Below are 19183 nucleotides of genomic sequence, written 5' to 3'. Positions count from 1 at the left end.
CGGCTCGCAGAGCGGCGGAAATATCGATAGATAGCCGCACGCCTTCTGGAGTTCTCTCATGCGCGTCACATCGGATCTGTGGGTCTCGGCCCTGTTGCGCCGGGTTTTCGGCGCCGGCGGATTTGCCGCCGTGGTCAAGCGCGGCGCAACCGAAGCCGGCGCTGTGTTCGTGCTGGCGCGTGGCAGGTCTGGAGACATTGCCCTGTTCGGGCCGGCACCGCAGACAAGCTACGATTCGGCGAAGCCCGACGATCGCTTCTTCAGCCTTCTCGGCGCCGGCGATGATGCCGCCGTGCTCGAAGCACGGCTGGAACGGGAAAAGAAATTCGATCCCGACATCTGGGTGGTCGAGATCGAGGCCGGTGCGGTCTCCGTCGAGCAGCTTATTTCCGTGAAGATGCCCTGAGGCCGGACGAAGCCGCCGCATCGTCGCTGTTCGATCCCGTCCGGCTATCGCTGTTTGCCGGTGCCGCATCGCGAACCGCTCTCGAAAGGGTCTCGGCTTTCCAGAGCCGCACCTTGTCCTGGGCCGCATCGCGATGCAGCAGGCGGTAGTGGTCGAGGAAGGCGCGGATGGCCTGCGGGTGCGGGAATTGGCTGGGATAGACCGCAACCGTGATCAGGAATGCCCGGTCCTCGCTGAGGTCAAGCGAGCGCAGTGCTGCCAGCAGCGATGCATAATTCTGGTTGCCGGTGAGCGATCGCGCGATCGAGAAATCGATATCCAGTGCGTCGGCGAGCGCGGTCTGGAAGAACGCCGCGTTTCCCGTCAGCGCCGTCTCGCGCAGTTTGACATAGGTATCTGCGCCCGTGAACGGATCGGTGTTGGTCGCCGCGGCCTCGTCGCCGGTGCGCATCATGGTGCGCAGCCTGCGTCGTGCATTTTCAGCGGCAATGCCGGCCGCCCGTTCTCTGGCGGGCTCTTCCGAGGCGGCTTCCGTGCTCACCAATGGAATCTTGTCCGCTGTGGCCGTCACGGCCCTGTCCGCGGCGATGCCGTTCCCGTCCGGCTCCCGCACGCGTACCAGGGTTGGTCTTTCAAGCGCCCTGATCAGGTCGGCGATGGTCGGGTTCAAGTCCTTGCGGCGCGCAATGGCGCGTGCATGCGGAAGGCCGTGCCGCCCGATCAGCGCGATGAGGTCGATGTCACTGACCGCGCGGGAGCGAATGAGCAGCGGCGCGGCAATGTCGACCGGCTCCTCGCAAAGACGGCGCACCAAGGCGGCCGGGGCATATTCGCATTCGGACAGGGCGGCCGCCACGTAGCGGCGCGATTCGACGGACACATTGTCGAACAGCGGTAGCGTCAGGTCTTCGAGTTGGCCGATCTCTCGGCGTGACGGGCGGGTGAGCGAGCAGAACGCCGACACCGCGGCGCGGAACAGCCTTTCAGCTTTGCCCGAGTCCGTCCGTATCGCGATTTGCCTGAAGTCCGAAAATGACACGAAGGATACGCCCGCACTCGACACAAACTCGACCACGCTCGACCGGGACTGTGTCGGTTTCGCGTTTGCCGCGGGTCAGAACGCCCTGACCTCGAGACAAAGATCAAGTTAGCGACGATCCGTTAGCGCTCCGTTAACCCTCTGCCGTCCTAAATGATATTTGGAGGCGTTGCGTTGTGCTCCGGGGAAACCGAGAGGAATGCGCGAATCATGGGCATGGTACTGTCTTTCGTGCCGCGTACGGCACCAAGCAATCGGACAAAGCAACCCGCCGAAATTCCGGCGGCGGTGATCATCTTCCCCGGCATCCGCTATGAGCGGTCGCATGCCGGCGAAGTGCGGCCGGTCGATCCCGACAAGCCGGGATCGCCAGGGACGAAGCCGGTTCCTCACCACTAGAAGTCCTGCAGCTCGCAGGAACTCTTTTCGAGGAAGCTTGATACGATCGGCTTCCAGCTGTCATCGGGCACGAAGGTGCGGATGACGAAGATGCCTTCCTCGATCGGTGCCTCGACAAAGATTGCGCCCTGAAGGTCCTCGGGAAGGTCCTTGCGCACGTCGATCATCTGCGCCGGCGTCAGCACGACGGCATCCAGCACGCCGTCGTTGGCGGTGTGGTCGTTGAAGGAATAGATGTTGTGGCCGCTGCGGTCGTAGACCGACACCGACCAGAACGGCACATGTCCCGGTGCCTTGATGCGAACCACTCCTTCGCCCAGATCGAACCGGCACGCCGTCGCGTAAAACAACGGGTCGACGGATTTCACCACTGGCGCGCCACCGGCCTCCGCATCGAGACGCGTCATCCTGTAGAGGTCCGAGGCCATGGACAGCCGCGACCAGGCGTCTCGTTCGGAAAATTCAGGCACCAGGAGCAGCACGACGATGTGCACGATGCCGGCGCCGACCAGGCCGAGCAGGACAGCATGCAGAAGCTTGCGCATCGCCGCATAAGAGCTACGCATTGCAGCCGACCTTCAGGATCCGCGGCAGCGAAACGTCCGACAGGCCGGTGCTGCTGGCGATCGGCGTGTCGTAGAATGTCAGCACGAAATACATTCTGCCGAAGCCGCCGGTCAGCAGCCAGTTGCCCGGCATCGGGTGATCGCTGGCGGAAATGATGACCGAATTGTCGGGTTGTCGTACCACCCCATAGGATTGCAGCGCCGCAAGCCGTGATTTGCCGGTTTCGACCACGCCGAGCGACTGATCGGCGGCATAGAGCGTCCAGAACCGTGCCGTCGGAAATCCACCCTCGATCGTGTAGGTGCATTCGCGCTTGAGTTCGCTGCCGCCGGCGTCGCGCTCGGCGACGAAGGACAGCCCTTCGGCACGGCCGAGCGCAAGCACACCCTCGCGCGCCACGCGGGCCTTCGAATAGGGGTCGGCGGCTGGCGTGCCGATATCGGGAAAGGCCGTCCATTGGCCGATCCGGATGGCGCCGACACCATCCTGGGCTTTCAGCGCATACCAGACGCTGCCGCCACCGCCGGCGATGGCTATGACAAGCGAAAGCAGCGTCAGGAGTGCATTCTTGAGCATGAAGGGCCGGGGACACGAAGAGTTGCCGCTCGGGGATATCGCGGCGCGGGGTCCCGTGGCAAGCGGGCCGATGGATTTGCCCGCTCAAGCCAGTCGCAAAGACCCACCCAGTCGCAAAGAATCACAATGCCGACAGCTTTTCCGGCGGTTGAGGCGCGGCGAGGGCCGGCGCTGACTGGAACTGCTTGGTCATGTCCCTCAACGTCTGCGTGGTCCGGCTGGACAACACCGGCGGCCGTTCGGCCGCCGCATCGGCTGCCGCCTGGTCGTCGCTCTTCTTCTGCGCTTCCCCGGCCTTGGCCGCGATCTCTTCATCGACAAAAGGCTTGTCGATGCCGGGGATCGGCTTGAGGTCGATGTTTTGATGGGCATAGACCATGAGACGCTGCCAAACCATTGCCGGCAGCGAGCCGCCTGTCATGTTCTTGGTCGGCGTGAAATCGTCGTTACCCAGCCACACGGCCGCCGTGTAGTTGCCGGTGAAGCCGACAAACCAGGCGTCGCGGTAGGATTGCGTCGTGCCGGTCTTGCCGGCGACGACGATGTTGGGAATTTGCGCGCGGCGCGCCGTGCCCATCACCGGCACCGCCGCCAGCATGGTGTTCATGGATTTGAGCGCCTGCTCGGACAACACCCGGTGCGGCGGCGGCGCATCCTTGGCGAAGTCGTAGACCACCTCGCCGGTGCGGGTGACGAGCTGCGTGATGCCGTGCCGGGAGCCGACGAAGCCGTTCTGGGCGAACACGCTGTAGCCCGTCGCCTGATCCATCACCGTCATGCCCGAGGTGCCGAGCACCATCGTCTTGTGTGATTCGAGCGGCGATTCCACTCCCATCGCCTCGGCCATTGCCTTGATCGGCGGGATGCCGAGATAGTCCTTGGCCAGTCGCACCGGCACGGTGTTGATCGACTTGGCCATCGCCATGATCAGTGTGATCCGGCCGGCCGATTCGCCGCTGTAATTGTGCGGTGACCAGGTGCCCCAGCTGATCGGGCCGCCGGAAATGATGGAGTCGGGCGTGAAGCCGTGCTCCATCGCCGTTGCATAGACATAGGGCTTGAACGACGAGCCGGTCTGGCGCAGCGCCTTGGTGGCACGGTTGAACTGGCTGGCGCCATAGTCGCGGCCACCGACGATGGCTCTGACGGCGCCGTTGGTCTCGATGACGACGACAGCGCCCTCGGTGACGTTATACTCCTTGCCGAACTGGCGCAGGTGGAACTCCACCGATTCTTCCGCCGCCTTCTGGATGTTGGCGTCGAAGGTGGTGTGTGCCACCAGCGAGTGCTGGCCTGGCTTGGCGATCTTCTTGACCTCGTCGAACGCCCAGTCGAGGTAATAATCCGGGCTTTTCTGTTCGCCGCGATCGACGACATCGGCAGGGTGCAGCCTTGCCTGCAGCACCTGACCCTCGGTCATGAAACCGGAATCGACAAGGTTGGACAGCACCACATTGGCGCGCGCGCGCGCCGCCGGCAGATTGATGTGCGGCGCATATTTGGTCGGCGCCTTGAACAGGCCGGCCAGCATCGCCGCCTCGGCGAGGTTCAGGTCCTTGACGCTCTTGCCGAAATAGAAGTCGGCGGCCGCCTCGATGCCGAACGTGCCGCCGCCCATATAGGCGCGGTCGAGATAGAGCTGCAGGATTTCCTTCTTCGACAGGTTGGCCTCGAGCCACAGCGACAGGAAGGCTTCCTTGATCTTGCGCTCCAGGGTGCGCTCGTTGGTGAGGAACAGGTTCTTGGCCAGCTGCTGGGTGATGCTCGAACCGCCCTGGACGACGGAGTTCGCCCGCACATTCTCGAAGATGGCGCGTGAAAGGCCAAGCACGTCGATGCCGTAATGATCGAAGAAGCGGCGATCCTCGGTGGCGAGCACCGCCTTGATGACGTGATCGGGCATCTCGTCAACCGGCACCGAATCGCGCTGGATGATGCCGCGCTGCCCGATCTCGTTGCCGTAGCGGTCGAGGAAGGTGACGGCGAAGTCGCCCTGGGCGCGCCAGTCGCCAGCCGTATCCTGGAATGCCGGAACGGCCAGCGCCAGCATCACCACTATGCCACCGGCGCCCAGCGTAAAACCTTCGCTCAACAGTTCGATGATGCCGCGGCGCCAGCCGTTGACGCGGAAGCGCCGCGAGAAGATCGTCGCGGCTTCCCAGAACTGGCGCGCCTTGAAACCGATCTCGTAGAGCGAGGAATCGAGCCATGCATCGAGCGCCAGCAGCCGGGCGGCGATCGGACCTCTTCTCTTGTGCGGTTCAGGACTGGCCATTCGGAAATCCGGCTCGGCGATGGCGCGACCTGAAAACCGCAAACCGGCAATTTCAGGGCGGCGCCCTGTCCCGACTATTCATCCATTTTGTGGACGCTCACAAGAGCGGCGAGGACACAGCTGCAAGGTTTGTTGGCGCAAGGGCAGGGGGCAGCGTGAAAGGCAACTCTGTCGCGCGCCCAGAGAAAGGTAAATTGTTGAAGGCAAGCAGACATAACGTTCCTTCAATCAAGGCAAATTATATGTTTGGTGAGCTAAAAATTGCAGCGAAAGAAAGTAGCATGAAACGCCTGTTTTTTATCTGCTCCATATCCTCCTTGCTGTTCCTGTCCGTAAGCCGAGCATTCGCGTTCAATTTCGGGTTTATGAGAGTGCCGGACTGGATGGATTCTTATATTGGTGTGCTCTTTGTCATCACCTGCATTTTCTGGCTTGGCCTGGCGGCGACGAAACCGAGGGGCGTTCCGTTCAAGCAGCTTGCAAACGTCAAGATCTCGCCGCTTGCGAAGTTCTTTCGCATCGGCCTGCTCATCGCCTTCACCATCCTGATGGTCATCTTTTTTGCCGGGATGGGGCTCAGACGATACGCTGAGATGACAGGCGCAGCGTAAAGCCGCGCGCCGATTTTGTCAGTCAACGCGGGATAGTTGGCGCCCAGCCAACCGCTGCCGCCTCAGGCCGGCTCGCCCTACAGCGCCTGCGCCATGCAGTGGATGCCGCCGCCGGTCTTTGAGATCTCGCTCATGTCGAGGATCGCCAGTTCGAAACGGTGTGCCTCGAACTGGCAGGTCAGCGTCTGGCTCGACGTCAAAGCGATCTGCGATTGAACGCTTCAAGCGGCTCGCAGGTTCTCTTTCGGGCGCAAATTCTGGTTCATGCGGAACAGGTTCAGTGGGTCGTAGCGCTGCTTGACTTCCAGAAGCCGCCGATGGTTGCCACCATAGGCCGCTTCGACCCGGTCAACCTCGTCCTCCGGCATGAAGTTCACATAGACGGTGCCGGCCGCATAAGGCTTGGCCGCCTCGTAGATCGCACGAGCCCAGTCGGTGCAGGCCTTGTCCATCGCCGGTTCGCGCCAGCGGGCGTGAACGTTCATAACGAAATGCGAACTGCGCTGTGGAAACGCCGTAGCATCCGCCTTGACGCGACCTGCCGCGCCGCCGACATGGCCGACAAATATCTCGCATTCGGGTCCTGGCAGCTTGGCTATTGCCCCCGTGACGATCGCAGCCGCCTCCTCGGAAAACTCGGTGAAGTCATGGCTCTTCCAGTAGTTGCGGGCGCCGGGCGTAAGTAGCGGGTCGAATGCTTGCTGCCAGCCGGTGAACGGGCTGGGGCCGACGACATCGGCAATCGGCGTGCCGATGGCTCGAAGCTTATGCGTCGCCTTTTCGCCTGCGTCGATGTCGCCGCAATAGCACATCGCCAGAACTAGCACCTCCTTGCCATGCCATTCGGCCGGCAGGAAGGGCAGCGGCGGCGCCTGCCGCATGACCACCCAGCAGGTCAACTCGTCAGGAGCGGTTTCGAGCGCCTTGCGATACTCCTGCAGCACCTTTTCGGCATCGGCGAAGGGATGGACGACAAGCCCCGAAAGCACCTGCGGTCCAAGCTCATGGAGCTGGAACTCGAATGCCGTGACGACGCCGAAATTGCCGCCGCCGCCGCGCAGCGCCCAGAACAAGTCCGGATTTTCGGTCTGGCTGGCCCGGAGCAGTTTGCCGTCGGCGGTGACCACATCTGCCGAGGCAAGATTGTCGATGGTCAGGCCGAATTTGCGGGTTATCCAGCCGAAGCCGCCGCCCAGTGTCAGGCCGGATATGCCGGTGGTCGAGTTGATGCCGGTCGGCACCACCAGGCCGAAGGCCTGCGTTTCCTTGTCGACATCGGCAAGCGTCGCGCCAGGCCCGACCCATGCCCGCCGCGCAGCGACATCGACCCGCACCGACTTCATCAACGACAGATCAATCACCAGGCCACCATCGCAGACCGCACTTCCGGCAATGTTGTGGCCGCCGCCGCGCACGGAGACGAGAAGTCTGTTCTCCCTGGCGAAATTCACGGCACTGATGACGTCGGAAGCGCCCACGCAGCACACGATCAGCCCAGGCCGTCGGTCGACCGTGGCATTCCAGACAGTCCGTGCTTCGTCGTAAGCGGCATCGCCTTCGCTCAGCACCGTGCCGCGCAATTGTGCCGAAAATGCTTCCAAGGCAGCGGCGTCGATTGTCGTTTTGCCGCGTTCAAGCGTGGTGAGGCTCATGGTGTTCATGGTTTCCTCCCGATTTGCAGATGAGCCGTCCCCCTCCCCAAAAAACATTTTACTGTGCGCTTATATTAGATATCGTGCAAGTTTCGCATTGGCCAGCGTTGCGGCGCCCAAGTGGGCGTCCGCAGCTGATGTAGTGATTGCATTGGCTTGGGCACATGCTTCTGCCAGCCGGCGATCTCAGCCGGTTTTCACGCCCAACCTTGCACCCTCGGCCGGCAGAATGCCGATCATGCTGATGCGAATGTGAACGAAGCAGCGCAGCGCTATTCCACTCCTCAGGCCGGTTCGCGCTTCAGCGCTTGCGCCATGCAGTGGATGCCGCCGCCGGTCTTCGAGATCTCGCTCATGTCGACCGCCGCGACCTCGAAACCGCGCGCCTTGAGCTGGCCGATCAGCGCCTGGCTGGAGGTCGGCGCGATCACCCGGTCCTTGCCCAGCGACATGAAGTTGCAGCCGAGCGCCATCGTATCCTGGAACGGCACGTCGATAATCTCGTGGCCCTTGCCCTTCAGCCAGTCGACGATGCCAGGTTCGGTGCAGGCGAGGCAGACGGCCGTCAGTTTCTCGGCGATCGGCACCACCATCAGGTCGATATGGACATAGTACTCGTCGATGAAAGCAATGCGGGTTTCCCAGCCTTCCTTGTCGAACCAGGCCTGCACCTGCCGCGCGCCTTCTTCCTGCGTGCGGGCGCCGCCGCAGCCGATCAATACGACGCCCTCTTCGATGACGTTGAAGTCGCCACCCTCGAACGTGCCTGCCGTGACCATGTCGTAGATTGGGATGCCGAGTTTCTCGTAGGTGCGGATGGCGGCATAATTCTCGCCGCGCCGCCACCAGTTGGCCATCGCGGTGATGAAGGCGCCGTAGGGCGTCATGACACTGGAATCGCGGGAATAGACCTGCATCGGCAGTTCCGGTGTCGGCTCGTGCCAGTGGATGTTGACGCCGAAATGCTCATAGGCGGCGACAAGGTCCTTGTGCTGCGCCTGCGCGATCTGGACGTTGCAAGGCGCCTCGCGCAGATGCTTGCGCGACAGCGAGCTGGTCGACAGGTGGCGCAGGAAATTGGGCGAGCCGAGCAGCACGTCGGTCAAGACATCGGTCTCGTTGGCAAAGCCCCAGGCAGTCAGCGGCTTGGTGCCGCCGGCCGGGTTGCGGCGCTGCAGTGAAAACGGCTCGGCGACGATGCGGTCATGAACGGTCATGGGGTTTCTCCTCGTGCTTTGATCATGCGTTTGACTTGGGCTGGTTGCCCGGTATCCACCAGTCTCGTCCGCGCGGGGTGGTGACATACTCCGGCCACCGAAATCCAATCGGCGGTTCGTAGTCGCAGAGCGGCGCGATCCAGGTCGACCCGCCGATTCCACCGCCGGTGCGGTCGACGAATTCATTCATCGCGGCATCGCGGGCGGCCTGGTCTTCCAGCAGCCGAAGGGCGGTGAGCGCGATGGTCTTCGACGCGCAGGTGACCATCGGGTCGATGGTGGCGGGGATACCGCCCAGCGCATTCATCACCCATGACGGATAGGGGTAGCCGGTTTCCGAGCGCAGCGCCGGGCGGGCGACATAGAAGCGCGCGGTCGGCGTATGCCAGCTCATATCGGTGTAATCGTCGGAGGTCGAATTCACCTGCGAGGGCGGCAGATCGCGGCGCAGGATCGCTTCCGCCGCCTGCGGCTCGATCAGGCGCTCAAGTTCTTCGATGAACGGCTCGTCGCTCGCCATGCGCCCGGCATTGACCTGCATGTCGCGCGCGATTGCCTTGGCGTCCTCGTCCCAGCGCGGCGGCCCGACGGTCGACAGCGATTCATAGGCGATTTCGGCCATGGCGTGATTGGCCAGCCCGGGCCGCGACTTCGACACCCAATGCCGCTCGTGGCGGCAGCCGCTCACGGCGGCAGCGGCCTCGGCATTCCGGTCGAGCACGGCGGTGACCTGTTCGGCCATCGCCAGCGTCGGCACGCGGATCATGTACTGGATTTCGGCCAGCTCGGCCGGCAGGTTGTCGGCGGTCGCCTGGCCGGCGGTGAGGATCGCCTCGCTGATCGACCAGCCGCCCTGGTGCGGCAGCATGGAATCGCGCAGCGCCTTGGACGCCATGTACATCATCATGAGCGCGTCGTTGGCGCCGGGCGCGCGCACCGCCGAATGCGCCTGCGGAATGGGTGCCGCGTCGCCCGCCGCCCGCGCCCAGCGCTCCGGTTGGTCGCAGATGAAGCGATAGATCATCGCGTAAGCTGCGCCGCAATGCGTGTCCCAGCGCGCCGTGTTGCAGAGCGGCAGCATGTAGAACGGATGGAAGGAGATCATGCCGGCAAGGCCGTCATAATAGCCCTTGGCGGCATGGATCGGCTTTGACCCGCGCACCTTTTCCGCCGGCTCGCCGGTGAAGCGCAGTGTGCCTGGAATGCCGTGGCGCTGCATCGCCGCCTTGGTCGCCAGCAGCCCGCCAAGGCCCGAAATGCCCAGCCCGGAATGCGGGTCGGTATGACCCCCGGCATGTTCGGAGAGGCCTGGGCGCGGACGCTTGACGGTGGCGGCATCCTGGCAATTGCCCGGCACCGCGTCGTATTCGGCGTACATGCCGATGGTCGGGCCGGGACCGTTGGTCCAATGGGCACAGAAGGCGGTGGGCATGCCGCCGGAACCCTCTTCGACGGAAAAGCCTTCGCGCCTCAGCCGCTCCACGTACCAGGCGGCAGATTGATACTCGCGCCATGCGGTCTCGCCGAAGTCGAAAATGGTCCGCGTCCACGCCGACAGCAACGGCTGGATGTCGTCGAGACAGGCAAGGGCGGTTGTTTGCGCCGAGGTGGCCACGGGTTCCTCCATGAGACGAGAAGAAAGCAGTGAAGCGGTTCGCTAGAAAGTGATATGTTTTCCCGGCTCATGCAAATTCGGTTCACCTGAGGTCTCTTGCGCATACCATCCACCCAGGCGCTGCGTGCTCTCGACAGCTTCGCTCGTCATGGCAGCGTCTGGCGCGCCGCCGACGAGTTGCATCTGACCCGCAGCGCGGTGAGCCATCAGCTTCGCCTGCTTGAACGCGACCTTGGCTTCGATCTGCTCGAACGCATCGGCAAGGGCGTGGCGCTGACGCCGCGTGGCCAGCGCTATGCCAGCGACGTGCGCAAAGCGTTGACCGTGCTGGGCGATGCGGTGACGCGCCATGCCGGCACAGGCGTCGGCGGCTCGTTCAGCATCAGCTGCACGCCGGGCTTCGCCTCGCTGTTCCTGTGCACCCATATCGGCGAGTTCAGGCAGATGTACCCCGATGTCGCGCTGCGCATCCTGACGCCGCGTCGGCTGGATGACGTCAGCAATGCCGACGCCGACGCCTTCATCGCCTTTGGCGTTGGCAATTGGCCGAACCGGGCCGCCGAACTGTTGTGCGAGATTTCCTTTACGCCGCTCTGCAGTCCGATGCTCCTCAACAAGGTCGGCGGATTCTCCAAGCCCGCCGATGTGCTGCGCGCCACTCTCCTGCATCTCGGCGACACCGAGGATTGGGCGCGCTGGCTGGCTCTATCCAAGGTCGAGAACCCCGACCCGGAAGGCGGTATCTTCTTTTCCGACATGAATCTCGTCTTCTCGGCCGCGATCGCCGGCCAGGGAATGGCCATGGGCGACGAACTGACCAGCGGCAAGGCCCTGGCCGAAGGCAGGCTCGTGCGTCCCTTCGACATCGCGATCAAATCGCCGCGCTCCTACTTCCTCGTCTCCGAACACGCCAAGGCGACGCATCCGGTGCTTGACGCGTTTGCCGGATGGCTGCGATCGAAACTCGCGGAGAGCATTGCCAAGGTCATGGCCGACCACGGGCGCCACCGATTGGACAGATGAATGGAATTTGCCGATCCGGCGAAAACTATTTGGTTGCGGTGAGGCCGCACGCTGCCCTACGATTTCTTTTGGAATTGAGGAAACAGGCAGGATGCAGCAACCCGGCCGGGCCGCAGAGATCAAGGCAATCGGAATCGGCAAGAGCTTTGGCTCGTTCCGTGCGCTGGACAATCTGACGCTCGATATTGGCCGTGGCGAGTTCCTGACCCTGCTCGGGCCGTCTGGTTCGGGCAAGACCACCTTCCTGATGATCCTGGCCGGCTTCGTGCAACCGACCGAGGGCCGGCTGTTCAGCGACGGCGTCGACATCACCGAGCGACCGGCCGAACAGCGCGCGGCCGGCATGGTGTTCCAAGGCTACGCGCTGTTCCCGCATATGAGCGTGGAAGCCAACATCGCCTTCCCACTCAAGGTGCGCAAGAAATCGGCGGCCGACATCAAGCGCCGTGTCGGCGAGATGATCGAGCGCGTGGGCCTCAAGGGCCACGAGAAGAAGCTACCGGCGCAACTTTCAGGCGGTCAGCAGCAGCGCGTCGCGCTCGCCCGCGCACTGGTGTTCGAGCCGGGCGTGCTGTTGCTCGACGAGCCGTTTTCCGCGCTCGACAAGGGCCTGCGCGGCCAGATGCAGGCCGAGATGAAGCGGCTGCACCAGGAGACCGGCACCACCTTCGTCTTCGTCACCCACGACCAGAGCGAGGCGCTGGCGCTGTCGTCGCGCGTCGCCATCTTCAATCATGGCAAACTGCTGCAGGTCGGAGCGCCCGACGAGGTCTACGACAGGCCAGACAACCGCTTCGTCGCCGAGTTCCTCGGCGAGATCAACATGCTGCCGCTGAAGGGGGTGCGCCCGGCCGACAATGGCTCGACCGGCCTCTGCGAAGACCGCGCGGTCTCCATGCGCTGCAAGGCTGAGACGGTGCGCGGCGATGCGATCCTGGCGATCCGGCCCGAATACATGTCGATATCAGGCGAGGCGACAGCCGGCGAGAACGGCATCGCCGCGACTGCGACCAACTCCACCTATCTTGGCGCGGCAACGCGGCTTGACCTGACGACGCGGCAAGGCGCGAAGGTCACGGTCTCGGTGCCCAACGAGATAGCTGCCGCCGCCTTGAGCAAGGGCAACTCCGTCTGGCTCACCTGGCCGGCGGAAAAGGGTTTCCTCCTTCCGCATGGAGGACAATGACGAACGGTGTGGCGAGATATCGGCGCCACCGCTTTCCGGTACTATCAACGACAAAAAAGGGGAACTGACATGACAAATGACACTAAGAAACAAGCCATCGAGAGCCTGTCCGCAAGGGCAGGGCGCGGCGAGATCTCGCGCCGGCAATTCGCACAGCTGGCGGCAATCGTGCTGGCCGGCACGCCGATGCTGTTGCGCTCGACCGGAGCCTTCGCCGCTGCGAAGGAACTGGTGCTGGTCAACTGGGGCGGCGACGCCATCACCGCCTATGACGCCGCCTATGGCCAGGCCTTCACCAAGGACACCGGCATAACCGTCAAGATGGACGGCTCCGGCCCGACCGAAGGCGCGATCGCCGCGCAGTTCAAGAGCGGCGCCCCGACCTGGGATCTCGTCGACGTCGATCCGTTCTCGGCCATCACGCTCGGCGCGCAAGGCATGCTCGAGCCGATCGACTACAACATCGTCGACAAGAAGAAGATGCGGCCCGGATTCGGCTGGGACTTTGCCGCTTCGACCTATTTCTTCTCCTATGTCATCGCCTATGATTCCGAGAAATATGGCAAGGACGCGCCAACAGGCATGGCCGATTTCTTCGACGTGAAGAAATTCCCCGGCAAGCGCTCGCTCTACAAATGGGGCGTGTCGAGTTGGGAGGCAGCGCTTCTGGCCGACGGCATCGCGCCCGCCTCGCTCTACCCGCTCGACCTGAAGCGCGCGCACGACAAGATCGCCGCCTTCAAGGAGAACGTCGTTGCCTATTGGGGCGGCGGTGCCGAAAGCCAGAGCGTGCTGCTCAATGGCGAGGCCTCGATGGCGATCGTCTGGTCGACCCGCGCCTCGCTGATCGAGCAGGATTCCGGCGGCAAGATCAAGTTCATATGGGACCAGGGGCTGATCTCGCCCGGCGCGCTCGCCGTGCTCAAGGGCAATCCCGGCGGCAAGGAAGCGGCCATGAAATTCATCGCCAGCGCCCAGGACCCGCAAAAGCAGCTGGTCATGTTCGACAAGCTCGGCCAGGGCCCAGCAAACCCGGCCGCCGACGCGCTGATCCCCGCCGACAAGAAGCGCATCAACCCGGTCGACCCCGAGAACATGAAGAAGCAGATCGCGCTCGATATGGACTGGTACGCCAAGAACTACGGGCCGGCCCTCGACGAATACACCAAGATCATCTCCGCCTGACCGAGGCAGGGATTATCGGGTCGACATGAGAGCATATCTCTCCGACAGGATGGGCGCGGCGCTGTTGATGGCGCCGCTGCTCCTGTTTCTTGTCCTGGCCTATGCCTGGCCGTTCCTCGGCGTCGTCAAATGGAGCTTTACGCTGCCGACGCCGGGGCTCGGCCAGTATGAGGCGCTGCTCACCGACGATCTGGTGCAGTCGGTTTTCATCCGCACGCTGCGCATCGCGGCGGTCGTTACCGTGGTCTCGGTGGCCGCTGCCTATGCCATCACCGTCGTCTGGGTGCGCGGAACCCCGGCTCAGCGCCTGGTTGCCGAGTTCTGCATTCTCGTTCCGTTCTGGATCTCGGTGCTGACCCGCGCCTTCGGCTGGGTGGCGCTACTGTCCAATCGCGGCCTGATCAACACCTGGCTGCAGGCGATCGGCTTCATTTCCGAACCGCTGGCGCTAGTCCGCAACGAATTCGGCGTCATCGTCGGCATGACGCATTTCCTCATTCCTTTCGCCGTCTTTCCGCTGGCGTCTGCCATGCGCAGCCTCGACGACCGCGTGCTGCTGGCAGCGCGCGGGCTCGGCTCCAGCCGCATGCGCACCTTCTGGTCGGTCTTCGTGCCCATGACCCGCTCCGGCATCATCGGCGCGGCCCTCATCGTCTTCGTGTTTTCGCTCGGCTTCTTCGTGACGCCGGCGATCCTCGGCGGCGGCCGCAGCGTCATGGTCGCCGAGCTGATCTATCTGAGGATATTCCAGAGCCCGGACTGGGGGCTGGGCGCGGCGATCAGCGTCGTGCTGGTGCTGTTCGTCGGTGCGCTGATGGCGCTCTTGTTCCGTTATGTCAGACCGAAGCAATTGATCTGATGCCGACCTATCGCCCCGGTCCCGTCTCTCTGATCATCGCAGCCTTCGTGGCGCTGTTCCTGCTGATGCCCTTGCTCGCCGTCATCCCGGTGTCGCTGACGCCGAGCCGCATGCTGGCGATGCCATCCGGCGAACTGTCGCTGCGCCACTACCGGGCGCTGATCGAGGATCCGCGCTGGATCGATTCGATCCTGCTCAGCATCCGCATCGGCATCGTCAGCAGCGCCTTTTCCACCGTGCTGGCGCTGTGCTTCAGCCTCGGCGTGTGGATGTTCCAGCCGCGTTTCACTGCTGCACTCGTCGGCTTCGTGCTGCTGCCCATGGTCGTGCCGCCGGTGGTCTCGGCCATCACGCTCTACTTCCTGCTCACCTCGATCTCCGGCTTCAGCTCGTTTTTCGGCTATGACACCTGGCTTGGCGTTGCCATGGCCCATTCGGTGATGACGGTGCCCTTCGCCACCGTGCTGATGTTGGTGTCGCTCAGCCACCTCGACCGGCGCATCGATCTCGCCGCGCGCGGCCTTGGCGCCTCGGTATGGGAGCGCGCCACCCGCATCATCATGCCCAACATCAAGTTCGGCATCATCACCGCGGCACTTTTGTCCTTCGTGCTGTCCTGGGAAGAGATCGGCGTCACGCTGTTCATCACCTCGGTCAACGCCATCACGCTGCCCAGGCTGATGTGGATGGGGCTGCGCGACAACATCGATCCGGCGATCGCCGCGCTTTCCGTGATTCTGATCATCATCACGGTGCTGGTGCTTGCGCTGCGCAGTTTCGTGGTTAGGTTGCGCGGCGTCCGCTGATTGGCAAGCCGGGCAGAATCCGGATACCCTTGGAGGCGATCCCGGCACATGATCGGCAAGCCGCTACGATGAAGGAAAACGATGACCGCGTCCGGCGACTTGCAGCAGGCCTTGTTCCAGAGATTGAGGAGCGATGCATCGCTGTCGGCGCTGCTGGGCGGCGCCGGGCTGCTCGAACACGCGGCCGACAACGCCGCCTTTCCACACGTAACCTGCGGCCAGACCAGCGCCTTCGACTGGGATACCGGGGTCCAGAACGATGCCGATCAACTGGTCACGCTGCACGTCTGGTCGAAGACCCATGGCGAGGCCGAAACGCGTGCCATCATGGACAGCATCAAGGCGCGCCTCGCCGACGCGGTGCTGATCATCGGTCCGCGTGGACAGACACGCCTCGTGCTGGAATTCGCCGAGGCCCGCTATGACGAGGACCTGCTCGTGCATCATGGTTTGCTGCGTTTTCGCGCCATAACGCAGGATAGTGACTGATGCGCTTTCAATATGGTCCAAACGGGGTCTAGACTGACACTTCAGGGATTTCGTCGGGTGGGCGGCGAAATTCGATCGGGCGTCTCGCGTTTCAGGGGGTAGCGGGCATGGTCTTGGTGGCGTTCACTGTTCATTTCACGTTCAGCACCGATGCGTTACAACGCCAGCCATGAAAACGCTTCGCTCCCACTTCCGAACCGCGACACTGGCGCTCTGTGCTGCCGGGCTGTTTGCGTCGCAGGCGATGGCGACACCGGTCATCACGCCTGACCAGGGCGGCCCGATCGTTTTGGCGGCTTCCGATTGCTACGCCATCGGCCAGCAGGTGGCCGCGCAGAATGGCGGAACGCTGGCCAAGGCCTCGCAATCGACACGAGGCGGCCAGCCGGTCTGCGTCATCGTCGTGCTCGTCCCGGGCAAGGACGGGCAGCGTCCGCGCCGTTCCGAAATCGTCGTGCCGCAGAACTGACCAATCTTTCATCTTACAGGCCTTCGTTTCCCAGGCCGCCGGAATCGGCCTATATCTGCCCCCAGCCATCAACAGGTATCGATTTTCGCATGCGTGTACTCGTCGTCGAGGATGACAAGGATCTCAACCGGCAGATATCGGACGCACTGGTCGATGCCGGCTATGTCGTCGACCGCGCCTTCGATGGCGAAGAGGGTCATTTCCTCGGCGACACCGAGCCCTACGATGCCGTCGTGCTCGATATCGGCCTGCCGCAGATGGACGGGATCAGCGTAGTCGAGCGGTGGCGTCGCGGCGGCCGCAAGATGCCGGTGCTGATCCTGACGGCGCGCGACCGCTGGAGCGACAAGGTCTCCGGCATCGACGCCGGCGCCGACGACTATGTCACCAAGCCGTTCCACATCGAGGAGGTGCTGGCGAGGCTCAGGGCCCTGATCCGGCGCGCCGCCGGCCATGCCTCGTCCGAACTGACCTGCGGGCCGCTACGCCTCGACACCAAGGCGTCGAAGGCCGATGTCGACGGCGTGCCGCTGAAACTGACCTCGCACGAGTTTCGCCTGCTTGCCTATCTGATGCATCATATGGGCGAGGTGGTCTCGCGGACCGAACTGGTCGAACATCTCTACGACCAGGATTTCGACCGCGATTCCAACACCATCGAGGTCTTTGTCGGGCGACTGCGCAAGAAGATGGGCATCGACATGATCGAAACCGTGCGCGGCATGGGCTACCGCATGCGTGAGCCGGAGGCGTAACTCGGAACCGCTCAAACAAACCGCAAGGACGCCGCTTTCGCTGCGTTTGTGGCCGCGTTCGCTGACGTTCCGTGTGATCGCCTTTTCCACGGTGTGGGCGATCGTGACCCTTGTCATCATCTTCACCCTGATCACCACGCTCTATCGCCAGGCCAGCGAGCGCGGCTTCGACAGCCTGCTTTCGGCGCATCTGTTCAACCTGATCGGCTCCATCGGCATTTCCGATAGCGGTGCGCTCACCGGCGCTCCCGATCTCGGCGACCTCCGGTTCTCGGAGCCGAATTCGGGCTGGTACTGGTCGGTGGAGCCTGCTTCGGAAGGCGTGCACGGAGATCTTCACTCGTCGTCGATGACCAAGACGATCCCATCGCCCGATGTCGCCGATGTGCCCTTCAATTCCAGTTTCCAGCGCAGCTATGCGACCGAAGGCATCAACGGGGAGCAACTCGAAGTGTTCGAGAGCGAATTCGTTCTCGACTCCAAGAACCGCGCCGCGCGCTTCCGCGTCATGGGCAACCAGAGCGAACTCGAACAGGAAATCTCAACCTTCCAGCGCCGCCTCCTAACTTATCTCAGCCTGTTCGGTGTCGGCATGATCGCCATCAACGCGATCGCCATTCTGCTCGGCCTGCAGCCGCTGCGCCGGGTCAGGAACGCACTTGCCATGGTGCGCGAGGGCACTGCGCACAGGCTCGACGGCCAGTTTCCGGCCGAGATCGAGCCGCTTGCCAACGAAACCAATGCGTTGATCGAAAACAACAGGCGCATCGTCGAGCGGTCGCGAACCCAGGTCGGCAATCTCGCCCACTCGCTGAAGACGCCGCTGGCGGTGCTGCTCAACGAGGGCCGGGCGCTTGGCGGCGCCAAAGGGCAGTTGATTGCCGAGCAGGCCGCTTCCATGCAGAAGCAGGTCGATCACTACCTGCAGCGGGCCCGTGTCGCGGCGCAACGCGACAGCGTCGTCTACCGCACGCCGGTGGCGCCATTGGTGCAGCGCATGGTGCGGGTTTTGCAGAAACTCAACCCGCAGACCAACCTGTCGCTGGCGCTGCCGGCGACCGACATCGTCTTCGCCGGCGAGCGCGAGGACCTTGAGGAATTGTTGGGCAATCTGCTCGAGAACGCGATGAAATGGGCCAGGAGCGCGGTGTTGGTCTCGGTCGTGCCTTTGACCGGCAAGGACGAGGCGGCCACCCTGTTTGAGATCAGCATCGAGGATGACGGCCCGGGCATTCCCGAGGACAAGGCGCGCGAGGCGATGAAGCGTGGACGGCGCCTGGATGAGACAAAGCCCGGAACAGGTCTGGGGCTGGCCATTGTCGCCGACCTCGTCAACGAGTATGGAGGCGTTCTGGCGCTCGAACGGTCCGGCATGGGCGGATTGAAGGCGGTGGTGCGGTTGCGGAGCCTTCAATGATGCCTTCCCGGATCAATCCGAGTTCGACGGACAGTATTTACTATGGCGGCATGTCGATTGATCCCAGCGGCCAAATTTCCGACAAATATCAATACTATGGCCACGCCGACTTCTTCGATGACGCGGCCCCCGGCTCATCCATGACAGGCTCCAACTCAAGAAAACCGGTTGTTGGCATGAAGATTCGCGTCGCGCTTGTTTCCGCATTGCTGGCCGTTTCGGGCTGCACCACCCTGAGCGGCAAGGGCCCCTCGGTTGCGCCGACGCCGGCCTCGACGCCTCCTTCCGGCGGCAAGGTCACCACGACGATCATTTCGGCAATGGACGGCGGCCTGGTCGGCGGCTCGATCGGCAACGGCCTGAGCGAGACCGAGAAGCGCAGCGCGCTGGAGGCGGAATACAAGGCGCTCGAATATACGACCAGTGGCCAGAAGGTGGCGTGGAAGGGCGACCAGGCTTCGCACTATGGCGAGGTGGTTCCGGGCCAGCCCTACCGCGTCGGTTCGCAGGACTGCCGCCAGTACACGCAGACGGTGTTTGCCGGCGGAGCCGGCGTCACGGCGCGCGGTACCGCTTGCCGCAACGCCGACGGCAGCTGGACGCCCCTGACCTGACGATCAACCGGATCCGGCTAATG

At 63.3% G+C, this 19183-nt stretch carries 20 protein-coding genes and 1 pseudogene; 13 read left to right on the top strand and 8 right to left on the bottom strand.

Going from position 1 to position 19183, the window contains the following annotated elements:
- The first annotated feature begins 58 nt into the window (after positions 1 to 58).
- Entirely contained in the window at positions 59 to 406 is a 348-nt protein-coding gene (locus AC1D2G_RS21040) for a DUF1491 family protein (protein ID WP_477416390.1), read from the top strand.
- Here the strand turns inward: AC1D2G_RS21040 and AC1D2G_RS21035 are convergent.
- Positions 384 to 1445, bottom strand: coding sequence for a hypothetical protein (locus tag AC1D2G_RS21035; RefSeq protein ID WP_477416388.1), 1062 nt, complete (start codon positions 1443 to 1445; stop codon positions 384 to 386). The genes AC1D2G_RS21040 and AC1D2G_RS21035 overlap by 23 nt on opposite strands.
- A gap of 210 nt (positions 1446 to 1655) precedes the next feature.
- On the opposite strand from AC1D2G_RS21035, the gene AC1D2G_RS21030 reads away from it, so the two are divergent.
- A complete protein-coding gene (locus AC1D2G_RS21030) occupies positions 1656 to 1844 on the top strand; it encodes a hypothetical protein (protein WP_246461176.1) in 189 nt (62 codons plus the stop codon).
- Here AC1D2G_RS21030 and AC1D2G_RS21025 read toward each other — a convergent pair.
- The 3 genes from AC1D2G_RS21025 to AC1D2G_RS21015 all read right to left on the bottom strand — a co-directional run bounded on the left by AC1D2G_RS21025 (position 1841) and on the right by AC1D2G_RS21015 (position 5262).
- Complete coding sequence (locus AC1D2G_RS21025) at positions 1841 to 2410, bottom strand: DUF1254 domain-containing protein (RefSeq protein ID WP_184871281.1); 570 nt, start codon at positions 2408 to 2410, stop codon at positions 1841 to 1843. The two genes, AC1D2G_RS21030 and AC1D2G_RS21025, sit on opposite strands and share 4 nt — an antisense overlap.
- On the bottom strand, positions 2403 to 2987 hold the full coding sequence (locus AC1D2G_RS21020; protein ID WP_477416386.1) for a DUF1214 domain-containing protein: 585 nt from the start codon (positions 2985 to 2987) through the stop codon (positions 2403 to 2405). The genes AC1D2G_RS21025 and AC1D2G_RS21020 overlap by 8 nt, the downstream gene beginning before the upstream one ends.
- A gap of 121 nt (positions 2988 to 3108) precedes the next feature.
- Positions 3109 to 5262: a transglycosylase domain-containing protein gene (locus AC1D2G_RS21015; protein ID WP_095089906.1), complete on the bottom strand. Its 2154-nt coding sequence runs from the start codon at positions 5260 to 5262 to the stop codon at positions 3109 to 3111.
- Between the two features lie 155 nt (positions 5263 to 5417).
- Between AC1D2G_RS21015 and AC1D2G_RS21010 the strand changes: the two genes are divergently transcribed.
- A complete protein-coding gene (locus AC1D2G_RS21010) occupies positions 5418 to 5873 on the top strand; it encodes a hypothetical protein (RefSeq protein ID WP_143748865.1) in 456 nt (151 codons plus the stop codon).
- Between the two features lie 77 nt (positions 5874 to 5950).
- Here AC1D2G_RS21010 and AC1D2G_RS21005 read toward each other — a convergent pair.
- The 4 genes and pseudogenes from AC1D2G_RS21005 to AC1D2G_RS20990 all read right to left on the bottom strand — a co-directional run.
- Positions 5951 to 6079 (bottom strand): annotated as a pseudogene (locus tag AC1D2G_RS21005) (dimethylarginine dimethylaminohydrolase family protein); the annotation flags it as partial.
- 15 nt (positions 6080 to 6094) lie between these two features.
- Positions 6095 to 7534 (bottom strand): FAD-binding oxidoreductase, encoded by a 1440-nt coding sequence (locus AC1D2G_RS21000; protein WP_477416384.1) that lies wholly within the window; start codon positions 7532 to 7534, stop codon positions 6095 to 6097.
- Positions 7535 to 7809: 275 nt separating this feature from the next.
- Positions 7810 to 8742, bottom strand: coding sequence for a dimethylarginine dimethylaminohydrolase family protein (locus AC1D2G_RS20995; protein ID WP_095089911.1), 933 nt, complete (start codon positions 8740 to 8742; stop codon positions 7810 to 7812).
- Between the two features lie 22 nt (positions 8743 to 8764).
- Complete coding sequence (locus AC1D2G_RS20990; RefSeq protein WP_477416382.1) at positions 8765 to 10369, bottom strand: zinc-binding metallopeptidase family protein; 1605 nt, start codon at positions 10367 to 10369, stop codon at positions 8765 to 8767.
- Positions 10370 to 10453: 84 nt separating this feature from the next.
- Between AC1D2G_RS20990 and AC1D2G_RS20985 the strand changes: the two genes are divergently transcribed.
- The 10 genes from AC1D2G_RS20985 to AC1D2G_RS20940 all read left to right on the top strand — a co-directional run bounded on the left by AC1D2G_RS20985 (position 10454) and on the right by AC1D2G_RS20940 (position 19160).
- Positions 10454 to 11380, top strand: a complete 927-nt coding sequence (locus AC1D2G_RS20985) for a LysR substrate-binding domain-containing protein (protein ID WP_095089913.1) — start codon at positions 10454 to 10456, stop codon at positions 11378 to 11380.
- Between the two features lie 91 nt (positions 11381 to 11471).
- A complete protein-coding gene (locus tag AC1D2G_RS20980; protein ID WP_477416380.1) occupies positions 11472 to 12566 on the top strand; it encodes an ABC transporter ATP-binding protein in 1095 nt (364 codons plus the stop codon).
- Between the two features lie 69 nt (positions 12567 to 12635).
- Positions 12636 to 13751 carry an ABC transporter substrate-binding protein gene (locus AC1D2G_RS20975; RefSeq protein ID WP_457150990.1) on the top strand — a complete coding sequence of 372 codons (1116 nt, stop codon included), beginning with the start codon at positions 12636 to 12638 and terminating at the stop codon, positions 13749 to 13751.
- A 25-nt stretch (positions 13752 to 13776) separates the two neighbouring features.
- The gene (locus AC1D2G_RS20970) at positions 13777 to 14610 is read left to right on the top strand and encodes an ABC transporter permease (RefSeq protein ID WP_095089919.1); all 834 of its coding nucleotides are present in this window, start codon (positions 13777 to 13779) and stop codon (positions 14608 to 14610) included.
- Positions 14610 to 15416 carry an ABC transporter permease gene (locus tag AC1D2G_RS20965; protein WP_477416378.1) on the top strand — a complete coding sequence of 269 codons (807 nt, stop codon included), beginning with the start codon at positions 14610 to 14612 and terminating at the stop codon, positions 15414 to 15416. The genes AC1D2G_RS20970 and AC1D2G_RS20965 overlap by 1 nt, the downstream gene beginning before the upstream one ends.
- Positions 15417 to 15497: 81 nt before the next feature.
- Positions 15498 to 15905 (top strand): DUF3168 domain-containing protein, encoded by a 408-nt coding sequence (locus AC1D2G_RS20960; RefSeq protein ID WP_095089923.1) that lies wholly within the window; start codon positions 15498 to 15500, stop codon positions 15903 to 15905.
- Between the two features lie 169 nt (positions 15906 to 16074).
- Positions 16075 to 16374, top strand: coding sequence for a hypothetical protein (locus AC1D2G_RS20955; protein ID WP_457150988.1), 300 nt, complete (start codon positions 16075 to 16077; stop codon positions 16372 to 16374).
- An 89-nt stretch (positions 16375 to 16463) separates the two neighbouring features.
- On the top strand, positions 16464 to 17129 hold the full coding sequence (locus tag AC1D2G_RS20950) for a response regulator transcription factor (RefSeq protein WP_023812809.1): 666 nt from the start codon (positions 16464 to 16466) through the stop codon (positions 17127 to 17129).
- Entirely contained in the window at positions 17113 to 18546 is a 1434-nt protein-coding gene (locus tag AC1D2G_RS20945; protein WP_477416376.1) for an ATP-binding protein, read from the top strand. The genes AC1D2G_RS20950 and AC1D2G_RS20945 overlap by 17 nt, the downstream gene beginning before the upstream one ends.
- Positions 18543 to 19160 (top strand): hypothetical protein, encoded by a 618-nt coding sequence (locus AC1D2G_RS20940; RefSeq protein WP_477416374.1) that lies wholly within the window; start codon positions 18543 to 18545, stop codon positions 19158 to 19160. Before AC1D2G_RS20945 ends, AC1D2G_RS20940 begins: the two co-directional genes overlap by 4 nt.
- Positions 19161 to 19183 lie beyond the last annotated feature (23 nt).

This window comes from Mesorhizobium sp. P2_C7 (genome assembly GCF_056404515.1).
The sequence above is the reverse complement of the archived record's forward strand: the minus strand, read 5'-3'. Positions and strand labels throughout refer to the sequence as shown.